The following is a 20284-nucleotide window of genomic DNA, read 5'->3' as shown; positions in this document are numbered from 1 at the left end:
AGCAGAGACCGCTACTCCGCCGTCTGCTCCCGCAACTCCGCGACGTCCTTCGCCGTCAGCTTCGAGCCTTTGGTCCCGAACCGCGCCGTGACATAGTTCGCCACCGCCGCGATTTCGTCGTTGCTGTACGCATTGCCGAATGCCGGCATCGACAGCGTACCATCGGGCGTATGGCGCTTGGTGCCGGAGATCACGATCTGCGCGACGTTGGTGGCTGCAGGGTCATTCACCGCCCAGGTGCCGGTGAGCGTCGCCATCGGCGAGACCGGGCTCTCGCCGCTCCAGCCGTGACAACTGGCGCAGGCGCTGGCGAACACTTTCTTGCCGCGCGCGTCCGCTGTCACGCCGTCCTTGTGAGAGGCGGGCGCGACCGGCGCCGTGGTGGCGGGCAGGTCGGGTGAGGCTACCGGCAGCACGCTGCGTAAGTATGCAACGATGGAGCTGATGTCTTCCGGCGCGAACTGGCTAAAGCTGTGGTCGACGGCTTCGCCCATCGGACCCGAGGCCGAGCCGTGACCCGGCGCATGGCCGAGCGACAGATAGGAGATCAGATCCGCGTCACTCCAATTGCCGAGACCCGTCGCCTTGTCGGAGGAGATGTTGAAGGCGTGCCAGCCGGCGGTGATGGCGCCGGCGAACTTCTTGCGGTTGTCGAGCGCGAAGCCGAGATTGCGTGGCGTATGACACTCGCCGCAATGCGCCAGGGCTTCCGCCAGATACGCACCTCTGTTCCACTCCGGGCTCTTCGAGGTATCAGGCGCAAAGCGCGTGTCCGGGTTGAACACGGCGGACCAGAAGATCATTGCCCAGCGCTGGTTGAACGGGAACGACAGCGTATTGTCGGGCGCCCTCGCGCGCACTGCCGGCAGGCTGAAGAGATAGGCCTTCACCGCCAGCACGTCCTCGTCGCTCATATAGGTGTAGGACGTGTAGGGCATCGCCGGATAGAGCCGGGCGCCGTCATGGCGCTTGCCGCGCTGGACGGCGTTGAGGAAATCCTGGTCGCTGTAATTGCCGATGCCGGTGTCCTTGTCAGGCGTGATGTTGGTCGAATAGAGCGTGCCGAACGGCAGCTTGAAGGCGAGCCCGCCCGCATAGTCCTTCTCACCCGGCTTGGTGTGACAAACCATGCAGTCGGCCGCCTTGGCGAGATATTCGCCGCGTTCGACCATGCCAGCTTTCTCGAGCTTGGCCGGCACGCCCGTGGGCTTGCCGGCGCGGTAATCGGCCAGAGCCACCTTCGTGCCGCCGGCAAAATCGAGCGGGCCGGGCCCGCGGATGATCCATACGCCGATCCCCACCGCGACGATGGCGATCACAATGATGCTTGCGAGGATACGCATCGTCCCGCTCATGCCTTCTTCCCCGCAGTCAGCAGTTTCCGATCGATTGGCAGGCGCCGCAGCGCCACGCCGGTTATGGCAAGAATCGCGTTGCGCAGTGCCGGAGGTCCGGCGTTGACGCCGGCCTCGCCGATACCGCCCGGCGCTTCACCGCTCTTGACCACGGTCACCTCGATCTTCGGGGTCTCGTTGATGCGCATCATGCGGTAGTCGTGGAAGTTCGACTGCTGCACGCGGCCCTTGTCGATGGTGATTTCGCCGTAGAGCGCGGCGGTGAGGCCGAAGATCAAGCCGCCTTCGATCTGCGCTTTCACCGTGTCGGGGTTAACTGCGATGCCGGTGTCGACCACCGAGGTGACACGACGGAGCACGATCTCGCCGATGTCGTCGATCTCTGCTTCAACCACGGTTGCGAGGAAGCTTGCAAACGACGGCTGCACGCAGACGCCGCGACCGACCCGTGGCGGCAGCGACTGGCCCCAGCCGGACTTCTCTGCAGCTAGGTTGAGCACGGCGAGCGCACGCGGATTCCTGGTCAGCATCGACCGTCGGAATTCGACGGGATCCTTGCCGGCCTTGCGCGCGAGCTCGTCCATCGCGCATTCGACCGCGAACACGTTGTTGTTCGGGCCCACGCCGCGCCAGAAGCCGGTTGGCACTGCCGGCGGCTCGGCACGGACATATTCGACGTGGAAGTTGGCGAAGTCGTAAGGCGCGTCGACCGCGGCATCGACCGCGTCGATGTCGATGCCCTTCTGGAACGCCGGCGGCAGCCAGCGCGCGATCACCGCGGAGCCTGCGACCTTGTATTTCCAGGCCGCGACCTTGCCGTCGACCAGCGACGCCGTGATCTGGTCGCGATAGACCGGACGATAGACGTCGTGCTGGATGTCCTCCTCGCGGGTCCAGATCACCTTGACGGGATAGTCGACCTGCTTTGCGATCTTCACTGCGGCGACGACCATGTCCGGCTCGAGCTTGCGGCCGAAGCCGCCGCCGAGCAGGTGCTGGTTGACGATCACCTTGTCGACGGAAACGCCGGCGGCCTTCGCCGCCTCGGACTGCACCCGCGTCATGATCTGCGTGCCGGTCCAGATCTCGCAGGAGTCCTTCGTGACCCGCACGGTGGCATTGATCGGCTCCATCGAGGCATGGGCCAGGAACGGCAGCTCGTAGGCCGCTTCGAACTTGTCGCCGGTGGCGAGCGCCTTGGCGATGTCGCCGGTGGATTTCGCGACTGCGCCGTCCTTGGCGCTGGCGTCCCGTAAGTTCTGCCAGATATCCTCATTGCTGAGCTTGGCGTTCGGGCCTTCGTCCCACGCGATCTTGAGCGCTTCGAGACCCTTCTTCGCCGCCCACATATGGTCGCCGATGACGGCAACCGCGTCGTCGAGCACGACGACCTTGCGCACGCCGGCGACCTTCATCGCCGCGCTGTCGTCGACCTTGCCGACCTTGCCGCCGAACACAGGGCAATTGGCAATCGCTGCGATCTTCATGTCGGGCAGGATCGCGTCGATGCCGTAGACGGCCTTGCCATTGACCTTGTCAGGTGTGTCGAGCCGCTTCAGCGACTGGCCGATCAGGACGAAATCCCGGGGGTCCTTGACCGCGACGTCCTTGGGCGGGGTCTGGCTTTGCGCAGTCGTTGCCAATTCGCCATAGCCGAGCTTGCGGCCGCTCGCGGCATGGACGACTTCCCCCTTCGATGCCGTGCAGCTTGCAGCGTCAACGCCCCATTGGCTGGCGGCGGCCTGCACCAGCATCGCGCGCGCATTGGCGCCCGCTGCGCGCAGCGGTTTCCACCAGGCGCGGATCGAGGTCGAACCGCCGGTCGCCTGCAAGCCGAAGACGGGATTGGCGTAGAGCTCGTCATTGGGCGGTGCGTGCTGCACCTCAACCTTGGCCCAATCTGCGTCGAGCTCTTCTGCGATAATCATCGATATCGAAGTATAGACGCCCTGGCCCATCTCCACCTGGGGCATCATCAGCACCGTGCGGCCGGTCTCGTCGATGCGAATGAAGGCGTTGGGCGCGAACTTGCCGTCGGTCACATCGTTTTGTGCCGGCTCGTTCGAAGCGGCGCGCAGCGGCAGATGGAAGGCGAGCAGGAATCCTGTCGCGAGGCCACCGGTCAGAAGCGCGCGGCGGGAGACGTTATCAGGTGCATTCATGGCGGACCTCACGACTGACGGCCGGAGGCTGCGAGCTTGATCGCCTCGCGGATGCGCACATAGGTGCCGCAGCGGCAGATGTTGCCGGCCATGGCCGCATCGATGTCGGCATCGTCCGGATTGGGCGTTGCCGCCAGCAGCGCCGCGGCCGACATGATCTGGCCGGACTGGCAATAGCCGCACTGGATCACTTCGGCCTCTAGCCAGGCCTTCTGCACCTTCGCGCCCGAAGGTGTGCTGCCGACATGCTCGATGGTGGTGATGGCGCGGTTCGCGACCGCGCTGACCGGCAGCACGCAGGAGCGTACCGCCTTGCCGTCGACATGCACCGTGCAGGCGCCGCACTGCGCGATGCCGCAGCCGAATTTCGTGCCGGTCATCCCTAGGATGTCGCGCAGTACCCACAGCAGCGGCATTTCGGGGGGCGCGTCGAAGGATTTCGTTTCGCCGTTGATGGTGAGAGTTGTTGCCATATGCATTCCCTTCTTCGCCAGATCGCTGACGGCGATCTCGTCGGCGAAAACATCGCGCGACCATAATCATACCGATGCGAAACGATGAAGCTTTCAAATTCGCAGCAATGCATATCTGCGCATGCGAAGCGTCAGGCCATGACGTTCACGAATTTGTGCAGGAATGAATGCAGCAGTTTTGGGCTAGTTGATATGATAAGCGTCATGTTCTGACGTTTTTTCGTCATGCGCGCCGTTGATCGCTGTGGACGATCGTGCGAATGCGCAAAACCATGCGATGACGAAACTCGTGCGATTGGGAAAGTCGGGCAGTGGTAAGCATGTCCGGCGGGACTAATCGCGGGGGCCTGTTGTTATGGCCTCTCCCCTTACAGGAGACGGCGACGACGCATGGTGATTTCGGAATAATAGCATTATGCGCCTGTTTTGCCCGACGGGTCAAGGGGCATCAGGCGCCTGGAGCGTGATGAGGCGCTCAGCCGTTGCTGTCGCGCGCCCGGCTACTGTGCATGGGGTTGTTTTCGAGATTTGACTCAGCTCTGCCGAAAACCCATCCGGAAGGCACCCCAGTGCTTGCCGCGGACCGTGATCGGCGAGGATAGGTCCTTCATCAGCACGAACTGTCCGCCACCCATGTCGCGGCGGTAGGTCTGCAGCAGGAACGGCTTTGTGTTGGCCGCGACCTTCTTCACCGCGCGATCGGTGAACAGGCGGCGGTTGCGGCAATTGGCGTTGTTCCAGACCGGGTCCTTGCCTTGCGGCAGGCGGTAGTTCGGATTGTGGGTCGGCAGGTAGCCGCCCTTGGCCCAGGCAACGCAGAACACGATGCGGGGATCGGACTTCTGAATCGGGTCCTGGATCGCAGGCAGCAGGCGATCGGTGAAGTCGACATAGGCGGTGTTGTATTGCTTGGGATCGGTGCCAGCGATCTCCCGGTAGTTCTCGTCCATCAGCTGGTCGAGCGTGATCTCGCCGCGACCGATTGCGGCCTCGAACTCGGCCGAGATCCGCTTGGCGGTCTCGACGACGACACGGATCAGCGGCGCATCCGAGGTCTCGACGCCGCTGTCGGCGATCAGCGCGATCAGGTCTTCGGAGGTGTCGAGCAGCTTTGTCACGCGCTGGTCGGCACTCTTGAGGTCGCGTGAGGAAAGGTCGACGCCCTTGGCGAGCTCGTTGAGCTCGTTGATGACGGTGTCGCAATGGCCGAGGTTGGAGGTCGCCGCGCGCGTGACGCTGTCGATCTCGGCTTCGACCGAAGCAAAGCCTTGCTGGACCCGCGAGATGATGCCGGAGATCGCTTGCGCGCCTTCGCCCGCGGTCTTGGCGCGCTGCGAGGCGTCGCTGCTCTCGCCGATCAGGCCCTCGATCTGGCCGTCGAGATCGCGCACGGTGTCGGAGATCTGGTGCGTCGCCTGCCGCGTCGCCTCCGCGAGGTTCTTGACCTCGCTTGCGACCACGGCGAATCCGCGTCCGGCGCTGCCGGCCCGCGCGGCCTCGATGGTTGCGTTGAGGGCGAGCAGATTGGTTTGCTTGGCGATCGCCTCGATCGAGCCGGAGACTTTGGCCACCTGCGCCAGCGCCGAGCCGACGGCGGCCAGGCGCGCCTCGATGCGCTCGACGGCTGCAACGAGTTCGGAGATGTGGCTGACCGCGGTATCGACCGCGCCGCGCGACTGCGCGATCTCGCCAACCGCGGCCGAAGTGGTCGACTGCACCGCCTGCGAGGCATTGGCGATGTCGTGGTTGGCGGAGACCATGGTCTCCGCCGTCTTCTGCAGGTGGTGGAACCGCTCCGACTGGTTGGCGACGCGGTTGGCGACTTCCTGGACGTTGCCGGCGATGTCGGCAAGCTCGACGCCGAGGCCACCGATGCGGTCGGCGAGCTGGTCGATCAGCCGTTCGGCGAGCGTCCGGTTCGATCCGGTGTCGAGCACTGCAACCTGTGCAAGGGACATGTACGGGCTTTCTTTAATCGGAGCCGTTCGCCGGCCCTCCGCGGCATTCCCATTCCAGGCTCGAGCTTAAAGGATGATTCGCGCGCCCCGTCTTGCCCGAGAGTGCACGAGAGGCGCCCTAGAGCTTGTAAGCAGTGCGAAATCCGCCCCAGTGCCGGCCCTGCACGCGGATCGGGACGTCGATCTCGCGCATCATCACCGTGTTGCCGTTGCCCATGTCGCGCGCATAGCTCTGGATCAGGTACGAGCGCTGGTTGTGCGCGGCTGCCAGCCCCGCCGGATCGTTGAAGATGCGCCGGTTGCGGCAATTGGCCGTGTTCCAGGCGACATCGCCCGGCCGCTGCGGATGCGAATAGATCTTGTTGTGAACAGGCAGGAAGCCGTTGCGGTCGACCATGGCGCAGAACGCCATGCGCGGTTCCTTGGCGAGGAACGCTTCCTGGAATGGCGGCAGCGCGCGGTCGGCCCAGTCGAGATATTTCGTGCGGTATTGCTGCGGGTTGGTGCCTGATATCTCCGCGTAATCCGTGTCGAAGAGGTCATCCATCTTGACCTCGCCGCGGGTGACGGCCTGCTCGAAGATCTTTGTCAGCGCGTTGCCCGCCTCCATCGCGCGGGTGACAAACTCGGTATTCTCCTCGTGGATCGACCAGAGCTTGTCTTCGATCTTTTCGCGCAGCTCGGCATTGGGGTTGACGAACTGCGTGCGGGCGCCGGCCTTGGATTGCTCGATCACGCGCAGGCGGCAGGCGCCGATATCTTCGAGGCTGCCGTCGATGATCGCTTGCGGCGCGAGCCGGCCTGCTTCCGCTCCGCCGATCAAGACGCCGTCCATCGCGATCTCATAGACCGGCAGCACGCCGCGCGCGCCGTCGAATTTGAGATGGCAGGGCAGCCGCTCGGTCTTGCGGCGGTCGTCGTGCTCGTTCTGCTTGAGAAGCACGGCGCAGCGCGATTTCAGCTTCTGTGCGAAGGTCGTCACGGCTTTGCCGGCGCTGGCGACGTTTTCGCCATGGGTTTCGGCCGCCTTGGTCGCCGCGTCGATCTCGGCCGCGCTCTCGCCGACCGCGATGATGAATTGCGAGGCGCTGCTCGCGTTGCCCGAGACCTCGTTGGTGGTGGCGTTCTGCTCGGCCACCGCGCCGTTGACGGTGTCGAACACCGGGCGGATCGCCTCGATCGCCTGCGAGATCCGATGCACCGCGTCGGCGGAGCCTGCGGCGTCGCGCTGCAGTGCGTCGATTTTCTTGGAAATCTCTTCCGTCGCGCTCTGGGTCTGCACGGCGAGTGCCTTGACCTCGGTGGCGACCACCGCAAAGCCCTTGCCGGCGGCGCCGGCGCGCGCGGCTTCGATGGTGGAGTTGAGCGCGAGCAGGGTGGTCTGCCGCGCGATCTGGGCGATCAGGTTGACGACGTTGCCGATCGCCGCGGAGGACTCGCGCAGGCGGTCGACATTGGCGCGCGCTTCCTGCGCGGCATCGCTGGCCTGATCGGCGAGCTTGCCGGCCTCGCGGACCTGCGCGCCGATCCCTTGCGCGGACTGTGTGAATTTGTCGGCGGCATGGGCGAAGCTCGAGGCGTTGGACTGCGCCGCATTGGCCCGCCCGGTCAGCGCGTCGGTACGCTGGCGGATGTCGGCGAGGGTCGCCGCGGTCGCCTCGGCGCCCCCCGCCACCGAATTGGCGGCGCGCTCGAGCTGGCGGATCATCGCGCCGAGCTCGAGTTCCAGCAGTTCCAGGATTTCCCGGGCCGAATCGGCATCAGTGGCCGGAGCCGGCGCGGACTGGGCTGCCAGCTCAGCCGTCTGCGGGGCTGCCGCCGGCGCGGCCGTGTCTGGCAGGCGCTTCCGGAAAAATGCAAACGCCATTGGGTCTACTCTTGTCGGGAGATGGGCGGACGCTATTTTTGCAGGCCGGAATGAAATCAGGGTTAACGGTGCCTGACTTCTGGGCAAAGGCCTCTACGATCTTACCTTAAAGTATGAGAAACTCTTTCATTCCGGTGGGTTGGCGGCCTATAACGCCGCGCTTCCCCACGCTCACCTTTGACGCACGATTCCCTAGAGAAGATCACGCATGGCCGGACATTCCCAATTCAAGAACATCATGCACCGCAAGGGGCGGCAGGATGCCCAGAAGTCGAAGCTGTTCGGCAAGCTGGCGCGGGAAATCACCGTCGCCGCCAAGCTCGGCACGCCTGATCCCGCCATGAACCCCCGCCTGCGCGCTGCCGTGATCGCCGCCCGGCAGGAGAACATGCCGAAGGACAATATCGAGCGCGCCATCAAGAAGGCGCTCGGCAACGACGGCGAGAACTATGACGAGATCCGCTACGAGGGCTACGGCCCCGGCGGCGTTGCCGTCATCGTCGAGGCGCTGACCGACAACCGCAACCGCGCCGCCTCCGACATCCGCTCCTTCTTCACCAAATCCGGCGGCAATCTCGGCGAAACCGGCTCGGTCTCCTTCATGTTCGACCGCACCGGCGTCATCGAGTACGACCGCAGCGTCGCCGATGACGATTCGGTGCTCGATGCCGCGATCGAGGCCGGTGCCGACGACGTGGTCTCGGGTGAGGGCGGCCACGAGATCTACGCATCGACCGAAGGCTATCGCGACGTCGCCAAGGCGCTGGAAGCCAAGTTCGGCGAGCCGCGCAAGGCCGCGCTGATCTGGAAGCCGCAGAACACGGTCGCGGTCGACGACGAGACCGGTGAGAAGCTCTTGAAGCTAATGGACCTGCTCAACGAGCACGACGACGTCCAGAACGTCTACGCCAATTTCGAGATCTCGGACGCGCTGGTCGCCAAGATGGGCGGGTAGGGCTCTAGCCGCCTTTCCCCGGGGGACTTCTGTTCTGTTTCTGTTTCGCTATCATGGGCCAACCGCTATCACTGGCCCATGACCGCGCTCCCGATTCGCCAACCCATTCGCATCATCGGCATCGATCCCGGCCTGCGCCGCACCGGCTGGGGCGTGATCGAGGCTGAGGGCAACCGTCTGATCTACGTCGCCTGCGGTTCGGTGGAACCGCCGGACGATTTGCCGTTGTCCAGCCGGTTATTGGCGATCCATGAAGGGCTCGCGGCCATTCTCTCCAGCCACCGGCCGACGGAAGCGGCGGTCGAGCAGACTTTTGTGAACAAGGACGGCGTCGCGACGCTGAAACTCGGCCAGGCCCGCGGCGTCGCCATGCTGGCGCCCGCAATGTTCGGGATCTCCGTCGCCGAATACGCGCCGAATCAGGTGAAGAAGACGGTGGTCGGCGCCGGGCACGCCGACAAGCAGCAGATCGCGATGATGCTGAAGATATTGCTGCCCAAGGCCGAACCGCCGTCGGCTGACGCCGCGGATGCGCTGGCCATCGCCATCACCCACGCCCATCACCGCCAGAGCACGGCGCTGCGGCTGAAGGTGGCGGGACTATGATCGGCAAGCTCAAGGGCCTGATCGATTCCTACGGCGAGGATTTTGTCATCCTCGACGTCGGCGGCGTCGGCTATCAGGTGCATTGCTCCTCTCGCACCTTGCAGCACTTGCCATCGCCAGGTGAGGCGGCCGTATTGTCGATCGAGACCTATGTCCGCGAGGATCAGATCAAACTGTTCGGCTTCCGCACCGACCAGGAGCGTGAATGGTTTCGGCTGCTGCAGACCGTGCAGGGCGTCGGCGCCAAGGTCGCACTCGCGGTGCTTGGCACGCTGGCGCCGGCCGATCTCGCCAATGCGATTGCTCTGCGCGACAAGGCCGCGGTGGCGCGCACGCCCGGCGTCGGGCCGAAGGTCGCGGAGCGCATCGTTACCGAATTAAAGGACAAGGCGCCGGCCTTCGCCAATGTCGATCCCGCCGTCGTGCACCTCGCCGGCGCCGTCGACGACCAGCGCGCGCCGCGGCCCGTCGCGGATGCGATCTCCGCGCTGGTCAATCTTGGCTACGGTCAGCCGCAAGCGGCTGCGGCGATCGCATCGGCATCGCGTAGCGCCGGTGAGAACGCCGAAACGGCGCAGCTCATTCGTCTTGGCTTGAAGGAACTCTCGAAGTGAGTGATCCCAAGGCCAACCGCATGGTTTCGCCCGAGCGCCGCAGCGACGACGTCGGCGACACCGCGCTACGCCCGCAATCGCTGTCCGACTTCGTCGGCCAGCAGCAGGCGCGCAAGAATCTCTCGATCTTCATTGAAGCGGCGCGCAAGCGCGGCGAGGCGTTGGATCACGTGCTGTTCGTCGGGCCGCCCGGTCTTGGCAAGACCACGCTGGCGCAGATCGTGGCGAAAGAGCTTGGCGTCGGCTTTCGTGCCACGTCGGGCCCCGTGATTGCCAAGGCCGGCGATCTCGCAGCTCTCCTCACCAATCTCGAAGAGCGCGACGTGCTCTTCATTGACGAGATTCATCGTCTGAGCCCTGCCGTGGAAGAAGTGCTCTATCCCGCGATGGAGGATTTTCAGCTCGACCTCATCATCGGCGAAGGGCCCGCGGCGCGCTCGGTCAAGATCGAGCTGTCCAAATTCACCCTCGTCGGCGCCACCACGCGCGCCGGCCTGCTCACCAATCCCCTGCGCGATCGCTTCGGCATTCCGATTCGGCTCAACTTTTATACGATCGAGGAGTTGGAGAGCATCGTCACCCGCGGCGCGCGCGTGCTCAATGTCGGCATGAGCGCCGATGGCGCCAACGAGATTGCGCGCCGTGCTCGCGGCACGCCGCGTATCGCAGGGCGCCTGTTGCGTCGCGTGCGCGATTTCGCCTCCGCTGCCAATGCCGACAAGATCGATCGCAAGATCGCTGATCATGCGCTGAGCGCACTCGAAGTGGATGCCGCCGGCCTCGACGCCATGGACCGGCGCTACCTCACGACCATCGCGACGAACTATGGCGGCGGCCCGGTTGGCGTGGAGACGATGGCCGCGGCGTTGTCCGAGCCGCGCGATGCGATCGAGGACATCATCGAGCCGTATCTGATCCAGTGTGGCTATTTGCAGCGCACCCCGCGCGGCCGCCTGCTCACCTCGCACGCCTTTCGTCATCTGGGTATCGCCGAGCCATCGCGCGATGCCGCGGCCCAGTTTGGCCTGTTTGGCACGGACGAGAGCGACGAGTAATTTGCGGTAACGCGCATTGCTCCGGCCGTCATGAACTTTCGGTAATCCTGTGCAGATGATCTGCACAAGCGCACCCCAATTTCGCTCCATTCAAACCGCATCACGGAAGCACATCACCAGCAGGCTTCTATGATCTCTCGGCGTCATCTCATCCGTTCCGTCGGCGGCCTTTCGGCACTCGGCATCTCGACGGCCGCCTATGGCGTCGGCGTCGAGCCGGAACTGCGGCCGCGCATCACGCGCTACCATCCGACGCCGCGGCAATGGCCTGTGGACTTGCCGCTGAAGATCGCCGTGATCGCCGACATCCACGCCTGCGATCCCTGGATGTCGCTGGAGCGGATCGAGGGCATCGTCGACCAGACCAACGCGATCAAGCCCGATCTGATCGCTCTGCTCGGCGACTATGTTGCCGGCCATCACCACGTCACGCGCATCATCCCGGCCGCAGAGTGGGCGAGGCTGTTGGCTGGCCTGAAGGCGCCGCTCGGTGTTCACGCCGTCATGGGCAATCACGACTATTGGGACGACAAGGTCGTACAGCGCGCCGGGCACGGGCCGACGGTCGCACATCGTGCGCTGGAGGCGGCCGGCATTCCCGTTTACGAGAACGATGTTGCGCGTCTCACGAAGGATGGCCGCTCGTTCTGGCTCGCGGGCCTCGGTGATCAGCTCGCTTACGTTCCGGGGCCGCGCTATGGCCACGCGCGGAGTTTCGGGGCCGACGATCTCAATGCGACGCTGGCAAAGATCACCGACGATGCGCCGATCGTTCTGCTCGCGCATGAGCCCTATATCGCGACGCGCGTGCCCGCGCGCGTTGCGCTGCAGCTGTCCGGTCACACCCACGGCGGACAAGTCCGCTTGCTCGGTTGGTCGCCGGCGCTTCCGCGGCAGCATGGCGTTCCGCTCGTCTATGGCCATCTGCGGCTGAAGTGCGACGTCGTCATCTCCGGCGGCCTCGGTTGCAGCATCATTCCGGTCCGCGTCGGCGTGCCGCCGGAGATTGTCGAGGTGACGCTGGGGCGGGCGCCGGTGGAAACCGTGTCCTAGCCGCGCTTGCGCTGCCGGCCGTTTTTGCGCAAAACGGACCTCTAGCGACAAGCGAAGAGGCTCGCGACGTGACAGCTCATCTCGACGGCGAGATCCGCGATGGCCGCCACCACATGCAGGTCCGCGTCTACTACGAGGACACGGATTTTTCCGGCATCGTCTATCACGCCAATTATCTGCGCTACATGGAGCGTGGACGGACCAATCATCTGCGGCTGATGGGCGCCGAACAGCAGGCTCTGTTCGACCAGCCCGAGACCGAAGGCGCCGGCTTCGCCTTCGTCGTGCGCTCGATGCATCTCGACTTTCTCAAGCCCGCGCGGATGGACGATGTGCTCGACGTCGTAACCTGGCCGGTTGCGGTGAAGGGGGCATCGATCCTGCTGGCGCAGGAGGTGCGGCGCGGCGAGGACGTGCTGGTCAAGGCGGAGGTGCGTGTCGCCTTCATCAGCGGTGGCCGCGCGCAGCCGATCCCGAAGTCGATCCGCACTCTGATGAAGGCCGATCTGATTTCGTGATTGCCCGATAGGCGATCGCCTCTCGACTCCATCGCGTGCAGGGATAGATTGCGGCCCCGCAACCCGATGAGGCCCCCATGTCGCGCCCGCCACTTCCGCCCTTCACCCGAGAGACCGCCGCGCAGAAAGCGCGCATGGCCGAGGATGCCTGGAATTCGCGCGATCCGGTGCGCGTTTCGCTCGCCTATACCGAGGACAGCCGGTGGCGCAATCGCTCGGAAGTGTTCCAGGGCCGCGAGGCCATCGTCGCGTTCCTCACCCGTAAATGGGAGAAGGAGCAGGATTATCGCCTGATCAAGGATCTCTGGGCCTTCGACGAGAACCGCATCGCGGTGCGCTTCCAGTACGAATGGCACGACGCAAGCGGCCAGTGGTATCGCTCCTACGGCAACGAGCAGTGGGAGTTCGACGAGCACGGCCTGATGCGCCGGCGCGAGGCGTCAATCAACGACATCGCGATTGCGGAGAAGGATCGCCGGTTTCACTGGCCGGCGCCCGGGCCGCGGCCGGCGGACGTGCCAGGGCTGGGGACGGAACCGTTTTGAGATGCCTTCCTCTCCCTCTCCCCGTTCTTACGGGGAGAGGGTTGGGGTGAGGGGCTTTCACCGCGCAAATGATGGCAGCGAGACCTGCGGAGGCTCCCCCTCACCCGGATCGCAAGAGCGATCCGACCTCTCCCCGCAAGCGGGGCGAGGTGAAACTCAGCGCTTCGCCAGGAACCTGGTAATCGCTCCACCAAGCTTCGCGTTATCGAGCGGCTGCGCCAGTGAATCCCGGGCGGTGGCAACAACATCCTCCGGCGCCTTGCCGTCGCGCAGCTCGCAGCACACCTGGGCAAATCCCACGTCGAACTCCGGGTGCGGCTGCACCGTCAGCGTTGCGCCGTTGGCGTAGAGCAGGCCGGCATGCGGGGTGAATTCGGATGAGAGGATCGTCAGCGCATCATCAGGCGCCTCTATCACCTGGTCCTGATGCGAGCAGGCGATGGCAACCGCTTCGCCGTCGACGACACCGTTCTCGGGCAGCACCTGATAGACATGCCGGCCGATGCCCCAGCCCTTGTCGGACTTGCGCACGGTGCCGCCGAGCGCCTGCGCGATCAACTGATGGCCAAAGCAGACACCGACCATCGGCGTCTTGTTGGCATAGGCACTACGGACGAAATCTTCCAGCGGCGCGATCCAGTCGAGCCCGTCATAGACGCCCGCAGCAGCGCCGGTGATCAGCACGGCCTCAAGCTTGGACGGATCGGGCAGCGCATCGCCGTTCGGGATGCTGACGACGTCGACCTCCGCGGTCGGATCCTCGGCGCGGACCATGCGCTCGAACATGTCCGGAAAGGAGCCATGCTGCTCGCGATATTTTGGTGGGACCTGCCCGGTCTCGATGATGGTGATGCGTGCCATATGCCCCTCAGGTCAAAGGTAAGCTCAGTCGCTTCCTGCCCCATCTTGCTGGTGTGGCGCTGCGCGCGCCAGAAGCGCGCTCTCCTTGCGGATTTCGCCGAGAAAGGCTTTCGCCAGACGCGACAGCGGTTCGGCCTCCGACCATAGCATATAGGCGACCGCGCGTGTCGTCGGTATGAACGGACGGACCACAAGGCCGTGCCCGCCGTTCTGCCGCGGCGAGAAGGGGTCGACCACGGCGGCGCCGACGCCGGCGGCTGCGAGCACGCAGGCCGTATTGCAATAGCGCACCTCGACGCTCGGCCGGAACGGCGCGCCGGCGCGCGCAAAACTGTCGCGCACGGCCTCTCCAAGCCGCGTGCCGCGTTCGAGCCCGATGAAGGGCAGGCCGGAGAGATCAGAGGCTGAGATAACAGGCTTGCCTGCGAGCGGATGCTGCGGCGGCAGCACGCAGACCATCTCGCCGGTGTGCACCACTTCATGCGCGATACCCGGGTGATGCGTTAGCCCAAGCGCGAAGCCGAGCTCGGCGACGCGGCTGAGCACGCCTTCGATGATGCCCTCGTAGCGCCGCACGTCGAAGAACACGCGCGTCTCCGGGCGGCGGCGCAGGAAGCCGGACAGCGCGGAAGGAATGATGCTGTAGGCGAGCGGCGGCGTCGCCACGATGGCGAGATGTCCGGCGCGGTTTTCGCGCAGATCGCGCACGCGGTTCTCGAGCTTGGCGTGAAGCGCGAAGATTGCCTCGCTCTCCTTGTAGAGCGCCATCGCCTCTGCAGTGGGAAACAGCCGGTTGTTGACGCGCTCGAACAGTGCAAAGCCCGCCTGCGCCTCCATCGTCTTCAGCGCGTTGCTGACTGCCGGCTGCGACAGGGCCAGCTCGTCGGCCGCCGCCACCGTAGTGCGGTGGCGGATGACGGCACGCAGGATCTCGAGCTGGCGCAGGTTCATATCACTAGCATTTATATTCTGGGCCAAAAGATCATAGCACGATGAATTGCATTTGCAGCCCGCCTTGCGCCTAATGCCTCAGGATTTGCACGCTGGATCAAAGGGTTCACTAGCCCATTGAGGCAGCATTGCGCACAGATTGGAGGCAATCTTGGTTCGTGTCCTTCGCGCCGCCGCCGCCCAGATGGGGCCGACGCAAAAAGCTGACACGCGCGAGCACACGCTGTCGCGGATGCTGAACATGCTGGAGGAAGCGGCGAACCGGGGCGCCAGCCTCGTGGTCTTTCCCGAGCTCGCCTTCACCACCTTCTTTCCGCGCTGGCTTCTGGAGGGCGAGGCGCTCGACCGCTATTTCGAGCACGGCATGCCGAACCCGGCCGTGGCCAAATTGTTCGATCGTGCCCGTGCGCTGCGTGTCGGCTTCTATGTTGGCTATGCCGAGCTGACCCCCGACGGCCGTCGTTACAATTGCGCCATCCTGGTTGATCGCGACGGCGAGATCCTCGGCCGTTACCGCAAGGTGCATCTGCCTGGCTCGGTCGAGCCGCGCGCGGGCGCACGCTACCAGCAGCTCGAGAAGCGCTACTTCGAATATGGCGATCTCGGCTTTCCGGCCTTCCGCGCCGGCTCGGCCTGGGCCCATGCGATCATGGGCATGATGATCTGCAATGATCGGCGCTGGCCGGAATCCTGGCGCGTTCTTGGCCTGCAAGGCGTCGAACTCGTCTGCATCGGCTACAATTCGGCGGCCTACGATCCCAATGGCGGCACCACGGAAGATGCCTCCTTGCGCACCTTCCACTCGACGCTGGTGACGCAGGCCAACGCCTACATGAACGCGACCTGGGCGATCTCGGTGGCCAAGGCCGGCGACGAGGACGGCTCGGGGCTGATCGGCGGCTCCTGCATCGTCGATCCCAACGGCCGCATCGTCGCCCAGGCCGCGACGCTGACCGACGAGGTCATCGTCGCTGACATCGATCTCGACCTCTGCCGCCAGGGCAAGGACAAGATGTTCAATTTCGCCGCCCACCGGCGGCCCGAGCAATACAGGGTGATCACCGAGCGCGCCGGCGTCATCGAGCCGGCCGTCCTCGACGCAGACTGAATTTGGCATGGCGCTGGCAATGGTTCGGTCAAGGAAAAGGTTGAAGGAGCTGACATGACACGCCTCTCGCATTTCCTCGCCTTCGCAACGCTGGCTGCAGTGACCTCAGTACAAGCCGCCGAGCTTCCGGCTGAGATCAAGCAGGCGGGCGTGCTCAAGCTCACGGTCAACTCCACCTACGCGCCGATGGAATATCGCGATCCCGCTAGCAACGAGCTGGTCGGGCTCGACATCGATCTCGCCAATGAGCTTGCCAAGCGGCTCGGCGGCCTCAAGATCGTCTGGAGCGAGACCCCGTTCGCCGAGCTGATCCCCTCGCTTCAAACCAAGCGTGCCGATTTCATCATCTCGGGGATATCCGACCGCGCCTCGCGTCGTGAGACCGCCGATTTTGTCGACTATCTGACGACAGGACCGCAGTTCTTCGTGATGGCGGAGAGTGACGCCAAGGCCGCCACAGATCTCTGCGGCAAGAAGGTCGGCACCACACGCAGTACCAGCTTCCCGGTCGAGATCGAGAAGTGGAGCAAGCAGAATTGCGAGGCGGCCGGCAAGCCAGCCATCCAATACGTGCCGGGCGAGAACTCGATCGACGTGCGCAACCAGCTCAAGCAGGGCCGCATCGACGCCGCCGTGCAGGGCAGCGAGACGCTGCCTTATGCGCAGACGCAGGAGCCCGGCAAATACCGCATCGTCGGCGAGGCCTTTGCCAAAGGCTACCAGGGCATCATGTTCCGCAAGGACGATGCCGCGCTTCGTGAGGTCGTGACGGAGAAGCTCGCGGCGATGATCGCCGACGGGTCTTACAAGGCCGTCCTCGACAAATGGGGCCTGGGTGCGAATATGGTCACTCAGCCCATGCTGAACGCGGCGCCGCAATGAAGCCGGCGCCGGCACTCGCGGAGGGTTTTCCCGATCTCTCGGGAATGCCGATTGCGCGCGAGCCGCACTGGTTTCGCTGGATCAGCGCGGCCTTGATCGTCCTGGTGCTGGCGGCGATCGCGCGCGCCTTCGCCAATGGCCAGATCGAATGGTCCTATGTCAGTCGCTTCATCACTGCAAAGGTGATCCTCGAAGGTATCGTCAACACCATGGTGATGGCGGTGCTGGCGATGGTGCTCGGCATTGTCCTCGGCATCGTCGTTGCGATCATGCGGCTGTCGCCGAATCCGGTGCTGAAGACGGTCGCGGCCGGCTACACCTGGCTGTTCCGCGGCACCCCGCTGATCCTGCAATTGCTGCTCTGGTTCAACCTCGCGCTGGTGTTTCCGGCCATCGGCATTCCCGGCCTGTGGAGCGCGCGTGCCGTCGACGTCATGACGCCGTTCCTTGCCGCGCTGCTCGGGCTCGGCATCAACCAGGGCGCCTATACGTCCGAAGTCATGCGCGCCGGCATGCTGTCGGTCGATATCGGGCAATATGAAGCGGCGCAGGCGATCGGCATGGGGCGGCTGCGCGCTCTGCGCCGGATCATCCTGCCGCAGGCGATGCGCGTGGTGATCCCCCCGCTCGGCAACGAGTTCATCGGCATGGTGAAGGCGACCTCGCTGGCCAGCGTGATCCAGTATCCGGAAGTGCTGCACAACGCTGAAAACATCTATTACGCCAACTCCCGAGTGATCGAGCTCCTGATCGTCGCCGGGCTCTGGTACCTGCTCGTCGTCTCGATCCTGACGCCGCTCCAGATGCTGCTCGAACGCCGTTTTGCGCGCGGCACAACGCAGTTTGCCCGATGACAAAGCCCCTCGTCGCGATCCGCTCCGTCAGCAAGAATTTTGGAGAGTTCAAGGCTCTCAAGAATGTTTCGCTCGACGTCTGGCCCGGCGAGGTGATGTGCCTGATCGGTGCTTCCGGCTCGGGCAAGACCACGCTGCTCCGTTGCATCAACCAGCTCGCAATCATCGATAGCGGCGGCATCTGGCTCGATGGCGAGCTCCTGGGCGTGCGCGAGCAGGGTGAGCGGCTTTATCGGCTTTCCGAGCGCGAGATCGGGCGGCAGCGGCTGAAGACCGGCATGGTGTTCCAGCGCTTCAACCTGTTTCCGCACAAGACCGCGCTGGAGAACATCACCGAAGGGCCGCTCCAGGTGCAGGGCCGCAAGCCAGATGAGGTTAGCGCCGAGGCGCTGGAGTTGCTCCGGCGCGTCGGGCTGTCGGCCAAGGCGGATTCGTATCCGATGCAGCTCTCCGGCGGCCAGCAGCAGCGCGTCGCCATTGCGCGCGCGCTCGCGATGAAGCCGATGCTGATGCTGTTCGACGAGCCGACCAGCGCGCTCGATCCTGAGCTGGTCGGCGAGGTGCTCGCGGTGATGAAGGAGCTTGCGAAGAGCGGCATGACCATGATGGTGGTGACGCACGAGCTTGGCTTTGCCCGCGAGGTTGCCGACCGCGTCGTCTACATGGACCAGGGCGCGATCGTCGAGCAGGGCCGCGCTGCGGATGTGCTGGGCACGCCGCGCGAGGAGCGGACCAAGGCGTTTCTTTCGGCTGTGATCTGAAATGGGGGCATGTTGATGAAGAGAGTTTTGGTTGCCGCGGCGCTGTTCGGCGCCATGACCGTATCGGCCTTGGCGGTCGAACTGCCGCCTGACATCGCCAAGCGCGGCAGCATCAAGGTGGCGTTGGTGCCGAACTATCCGCCAATGGAGTTCCGCGATCCCGCCAACAACGCGCTGTCGGGCTTCGATGTCGATCTCGGCGAGGCGCTCGGGCGCAAGCTCGGCGTCAAGATCGAATGGACCGAGACCAGTTTTGCCGAATTTATGCCGTCGATCTCGACGGGCCGCGTGGATGCGATCCTGTCCGGCTTCACCGACTATGCCAGCCGGCACGAGATCGCCTCCTTCGTCGATTATCTGCGCAGCGGTCCAAAATTCTTCGTGCAGCAGTCCCGCGCGTCCGAGTTCAAGGACATGGCGTCGCTTTGCGGCAAGAAGGTTGGCGCCAGCCGCCGCACGATGTTTCCGACCGAAATTGACAAGTGGAGCCAGAAGAATTGCTCCAGCAATCCGATCCAGTTCGTCGGCACCGACGGCTCGGCCGATGCGCGCACTCAGCTCAAGCAGGGCCGTATCGACGCCGCTGTGCAGGGCAACGAGACGCTGCCCTATCTGATGGATCTCGAGCCGAACGCCTATGCGCCGGTCGGCGCTGCCTTCGCAACGCAGTTCACGGGCATCGCGTTACCGGTCAAGGAAAAGGCGTTGCAGCAGGCGTTCGTCGAAGCACTCGACGCGCTGATCGCCGACGGAACCTATCGTACGCTGCTGGCGAAATGGAAATTGAACGACAACGGAATAGAAAAGGCGACCATCAATGCTGGACAGTAAGGCACTCCAGAGCATCCCGCTCACCCCAGCCAACACCGCGGATCCCGCGCCGGAATATCCTTGGCCGAAGCCGTACAGATCGGCGATGTTCCTGTCGTTCGACGTGGACGCGGAGAGCGCCTGGACCAGCAAGGACGCGGTGCATGCGCAGCGGCTCATCACCATGAGCTATGGCGGGTACGAGGCGCGGGTCGGCACGCCAAAACTTCTGGAGCTGCTCGACCAGCTCGATCTCAAGGCGACGTTCTTCGTCACGGGCTGGTCGGTCGACGCGCATCCGGCGATGGCCGAATCCATCCTCAAGGCCGGCCACGAGATCGGCCACCACGGCTATCACCATCTCTTGCCCGATCCCGGCGATCCCTGGATCGAGGAGGAGCTGGAGCGCGGTTTCGAGGCGCTGAAGCGCCGGCTTGGCGTGAAGCCGACCGGCTATCGGGCGCCTTACGGCGAGTTCACAGAGGAACTGCGCGTCGCGCTGGTGCGTCACGGCATCGTCTACACGTCGTCGTTCCGCGACGACGTGCGGCCCTATCGTCATCGCCTCGCCGACGGCAAGCCCGGCACGATCGAGCTGCCGGTCACTGCGAGCTACGACGACTGGATGCATGGCCTCTCGGCCCGCTTCAGCCCGCGCTCGATCTTCCCCAAGGAGCACGTGCTCTCGATCTGGAAGGACGAGCTGGATGAGGTTCGCGACTGGGGTGCGATGGTGACGACGGTGCTGCATCCGCAATGCAGCGGCCGCCCTATGCGGCTGCGCCTGTTGCGCGAGTTTCTGACCTACGCAAAGTCCTGCCCTGACGTCTGGATCACCACCGGCGAAAGGATCGCGGAAAACTTCCTGCGCCACGAGGCCGCCAACCGTTGAGAAG

20 protein-coding genes are annotated in these 20284 nt (G+C 64.5%); 13 read left to right on the top strand and 7 right to left on the bottom strand.

Annotated features, from left to right (window positions below; genetic code table 11):
• Positions 1-11: 11 nt before the first annotated feature.
• From XI06_RS40875 to XI06_RS40855, 5 genes are all read right to left on the bottom strand, one after another.
• On the bottom strand, positions 12-1355 hold the full coding sequence (locus tag XI06_RS40875; RefSeq protein WP_271607871.1) for a c-type cytochrome: 1344 nt from the start codon (positions 1353-1355) through the stop codon (positions 12-14).
• Positions 1352-3517 carry a xanthine dehydrogenase family protein molybdopterin-binding subunit gene (locus XI06_RS40870; protein ID WP_271607870.1) on the bottom strand — a complete coding sequence of 722 codons (2166 nt, stop codon included), beginning with the start codon at positions 3515-3517 and terminating at the stop codon, positions 1352-1354. The genes XI06_RS40875 and XI06_RS40870 overlap by 4 nt, the downstream gene beginning before the upstream one ends.
• Before the next feature lie 8 nt (positions 3518-3525).
• A complete protein-coding gene (locus XI06_RS40865) occupies positions 3526-3990 on the bottom strand; it encodes a (2Fe-2S)-binding protein (RefSeq protein WP_271607869.1) in 465 nt (154 codons plus the stop codon).
• 533 nt (positions 3991-4523) lie between these two features.
• On the bottom strand, positions 4524-5948 hold the full coding sequence (locus tag XI06_RS40860) for a methyl-accepting chemotaxis protein (protein ID WP_237863026.1): 1425 nt from the start codon (positions 5946-5948) through the stop codon (positions 4524-4526).
• A 118-nt stretch (positions 5949-6066) separates the two neighbouring features.
• Positions 6067-7815 (bottom strand): methyl-accepting chemotaxis protein, encoded by a 1749-nt coding sequence (locus XI06_RS40855; protein ID WP_271607868.1) that lies wholly within the window; start codon positions 7813-7815, stop codon positions 6067-6069.
• Between the two features lie 208 nt (positions 7816-8023).
• Between XI06_RS40855 and XI06_RS40850 the strand changes: the two genes are divergently transcribed.
• The 7 genes from XI06_RS40850 to XI06_RS40820 all read left to right on the top strand — a co-directional run bounded on the left by XI06_RS40850 (position 8024) and on the right by XI06_RS40820 (position 13161).
• Complete coding sequence (locus XI06_RS40850) at positions 8024-8770, top strand: YebC/PmpR family DNA-binding transcriptional regulator (protein WP_237863024.1); 747 nt, start codon at positions 8024-8026, stop codon at positions 8768-8770.
• Between the two features lie 78 nt (positions 8771-8848).
• Complete coding sequence (gene ruvC / locus XI06_RS40845) at positions 8849-9376, top strand: crossover junction endodeoxyribonuclease RuvC (protein ID WP_237863023.1); 528 nt, start codon at positions 8849-8851, stop codon at positions 9374-9376.
• Positions 9373-9990, top strand: coding sequence for a Holliday junction branch migration protein RuvA (ruvA, locus tag XI06_RS40840; RefSeq protein ID WP_237863022.1), 618 nt, complete (start codon positions 9373-9375; stop codon positions 9988-9990). The genes ruvC and ruvA overlap by 4 nt, the downstream gene beginning before the upstream one ends.
• On the top strand, positions 9987-11045 hold the full coding sequence (gene ruvB / locus XI06_RS40835; RefSeq protein ID WP_128949819.1) for a Holliday junction branch migration DNA helicase RuvB: 1059 nt from the start codon (positions 9987-9989) through the stop codon (positions 11043-11045). Before ruvA ends, ruvB begins: the two co-directional genes overlap by 4 nt.
• A 129-nt stretch (positions 11046-11174) precedes the next feature.
• Positions 11175-12098, top strand: a complete 924-nt coding sequence (locus XI06_RS40830) for a metallophosphoesterase (protein ID WP_237871597.1) — start codon at positions 11175-11177, stop codon at positions 12096-12098.
• 68 nt (positions 12099-12166) lie between these two features.
• Positions 12167-12616 (top strand): tol-pal system-associated acyl-CoA thioesterase, encoded by a 450-nt coding sequence (ybgC, locus tag XI06_RS40825; RefSeq protein WP_237863020.1) that lies wholly within the window; start codon positions 12167-12169, stop codon positions 12614-12616.
• Between the two features lie 77 nt (positions 12617-12693).
• Entirely contained in the window at positions 12694-13161 is a 468-nt protein-coding gene (locus tag XI06_RS40820) for a nuclear transport factor 2 family protein (protein WP_237863019.1), read from the top strand.
• A gap of 156 nt (positions 13162-13317) precedes the next feature.
• On the opposite strand, the gene XI06_RS40815 is transcribed toward XI06_RS40820, so the two are convergent.
• Complete coding sequence (locus XI06_RS40815; RefSeq protein ID WP_237863018.1) at positions 13318-14022, bottom strand: type 1 glutamine amidotransferase; 705 nt, start codon at positions 14020-14022, stop codon at positions 13318-13320.
• A gap of 24 nt (positions 14023-14046) precedes the next feature.
• Entirely contained in the window at positions 14047-14973 is a 927-nt protein-coding gene (locus tag XI06_RS40810) for a LysR family transcriptional regulator (RefSeq protein ID WP_237863017.1), read from the bottom strand.
• A 151-nt stretch (positions 14974-15124) separates the two neighbouring features.
• Between XI06_RS40810 and XI06_RS40805 the strand changes: the two genes are divergently transcribed.
• Genes XI06_RS40805 through XI06_RS40780 form a run of 6 tightly spaced genes read left to right on the top strand, consistent with a single transcriptional unit; the run spans position 15125 to position 20280 of the window.
• Positions 15125-16081 (top strand): N-carbamoyl-D-amino-acid hydrolase, encoded by a 957-nt coding sequence (locus tag XI06_RS40805; RefSeq protein WP_271607867.1) that lies wholly within the window; start codon positions 15125-15127, stop codon positions 16079-16081.
• 54 nt (positions 16082-16135) lie between these two features.
• Complete coding sequence (locus XI06_RS40800; protein WP_237863016.1) at positions 16136-16963, top strand: ABC transporter substrate-binding protein; 828 nt, start codon at positions 16136-16138, stop codon at positions 16961-16963.
• Complete coding sequence (locus XI06_RS40795) at positions 16960-17817, top strand: amino acid ABC transporter permease (RefSeq protein ID WP_237863015.1); 858 nt, start codon at positions 16960-16962, stop codon at positions 17815-17817. Before XI06_RS40800 ends, XI06_RS40795 begins: the two co-directional genes overlap by 4 nt.
• On the top strand, positions 17814-18578 hold the full coding sequence (locus XI06_RS40790; protein WP_237863014.1) for an amino acid ABC transporter ATP-binding protein: 765 nt from the start codon (positions 17814-17816) through the stop codon (positions 18576-18578). Before XI06_RS40795 ends, XI06_RS40790 begins: the two co-directional genes overlap by 4 nt.
• A 15-nt stretch (positions 18579-18593) precedes the next feature.
• Positions 18594-19409 carry an ABC transporter substrate-binding protein gene (locus tag XI06_RS40785; protein WP_271607866.1) on the top strand — a complete coding sequence of 272 codons (816 nt, stop codon included), beginning with the start codon at positions 18594-18596 and terminating at the stop codon, positions 19407-19409.
• Positions 19396-20280, top strand: a complete 885-nt coding sequence (locus XI06_RS40780) for a polysaccharide deacetylase family protein (protein ID WP_237890319.1) — start codon at positions 19396-19398, stop codon at positions 20278-20280. Before XI06_RS40785 ends, XI06_RS40780 begins: the two co-directional genes overlap by 14 nt.
• The last annotated feature ends 4 nt before the right edge of the window (positions 20281-20284 follow it).

The sequence above is a fragment of the Bradyrhizobium sp. CCBAU 11434 genome, assembly GCF_028128895.1.
Lineage (GTDB): Bacteria > Pseudomonadota > Alphaproteobacteria > Rhizobiales > Xanthobacteraceae > Bradyrhizobium > Bradyrhizobium zhengyangense.
The sequence above is the reverse complement of the archived record's forward strand: the minus strand, read 5'-3'. Positions and strand labels throughout refer to the sequence as shown.

Excerpts from the sequence above, each read along its gene's own strand:
- XI06_RS40800 (WP_237863016.1), top strand. The coding sequence starts at position 16,136 with ATGACACGCCTCTCGCATTTCCTCGCCTTCGCAACGCTGGCTGCAGTG.
- XI06_RS40785 (WP_271607866.1), top strand. The coding sequence starts at position 18,594 with ATGAAGAGAGTTTTGGTTGCCGCGGCGCTGTTCGGCGCCATGACCGTA.
- ruvC (WP_237863023.1), top strand. The coding sequence starts at position 8,849 with ATGACCGCGCTCCCGATTCGCCAACCCATTCGCATCATCGGCATCGAT.
- XI06_RS40795 (WP_237863015.1), top strand. The coding sequence starts at position 16,960 with ATGAAGCCGGCGCCGGCACTCGCGGAGGGTTTTCCCGATCTCTCGGGA.
- XI06_RS40860 (WP_237863026.1), bottom strand. The coding sequence starts at position 5,948 with ATGTCCCTTGCACAGGTTGCAGTGCTCGACACCGGATCGAACCGGACG.
- XI06_RS40820 (WP_237863019.1), top strand. The coding sequence starts at position 12,694 with ATGTCGCGCCCGCCACTTCCGCCCTTCACCCGAGAGACCGCCGCGCAG.
- XI06_RS40850 (WP_237863024.1), top strand. The coding sequence starts at position 8,024 with ATGGCCGGACATTCCCAATTCAAGAACATCATGCACCGCAAGGGGCGG.
- XI06_RS40855 (WP_271607868.1), bottom strand. The coding sequence starts at position 7,815 with ATGGCGTTTGCATTTTTCCGGAAGCGCCTGCCAGACACGGCCGCGCCG.
- XI06_RS40870 (WP_271607870.1), bottom strand. The coding sequence starts at position 3,517 with ATGAATGCACCTGATAACGTCTCCCGCCGCGCGCTTCTGACCGGTGGC.
- XI06_RS40810 (WP_237863017.1), bottom strand. The coding sequence starts at position 14,973 with ATGAACCTGCGCCAGCTCGAGATCCTGCGTGCCGTCATCCGCCACCGC.
- XI06_RS40780 (WP_237890319.1), top strand. The coding sequence starts at position 19,396 with ATGCTGGACAGTAAGGCACTCCAGAGCATCCCGCTCACCCCAGCCAAC.
- XI06_RS40865 (WP_271607869.1), bottom strand. The coding sequence starts at position 3,990 with ATGGCAACAACTCTCACCATCAACGGCGAAACGAAATCCTTCGACGCG.
- ruvA (WP_237863022.1), top strand. The coding sequence starts at position 9,373 with ATGATCGGCAAGCTCAAGGGCCTGATCGATTCCTACGGCGAGGATTTT.
- XI06_RS40815 (WP_237863018.1), bottom strand. The coding sequence starts at position 14,022 with ATGGCACGCATCACCATCATCGAGACCGGGCAGGTCCCACCAAAATAT.
- XI06_RS40790 (WP_237863014.1), top strand. The coding sequence starts at position 17,814 with ATGACAAAGCCCCTCGTCGCGATCCGCTCCGTCAGCAAGAATTTTGGA.
- XI06_RS40875 (WP_271607871.1), bottom strand. The coding sequence starts at position 1,355 with ATGAGCGGGACGATGCGTATCCTCGCAAGCATCATTGTGATCGCCATC.
- XI06_RS40830 (WP_237871597.1), top strand. The coding sequence starts at position 11,175 with ATGATCTCTCGGCGTCATCTCATCCGTTCCGTCGGCGGCCTTTCGGCA.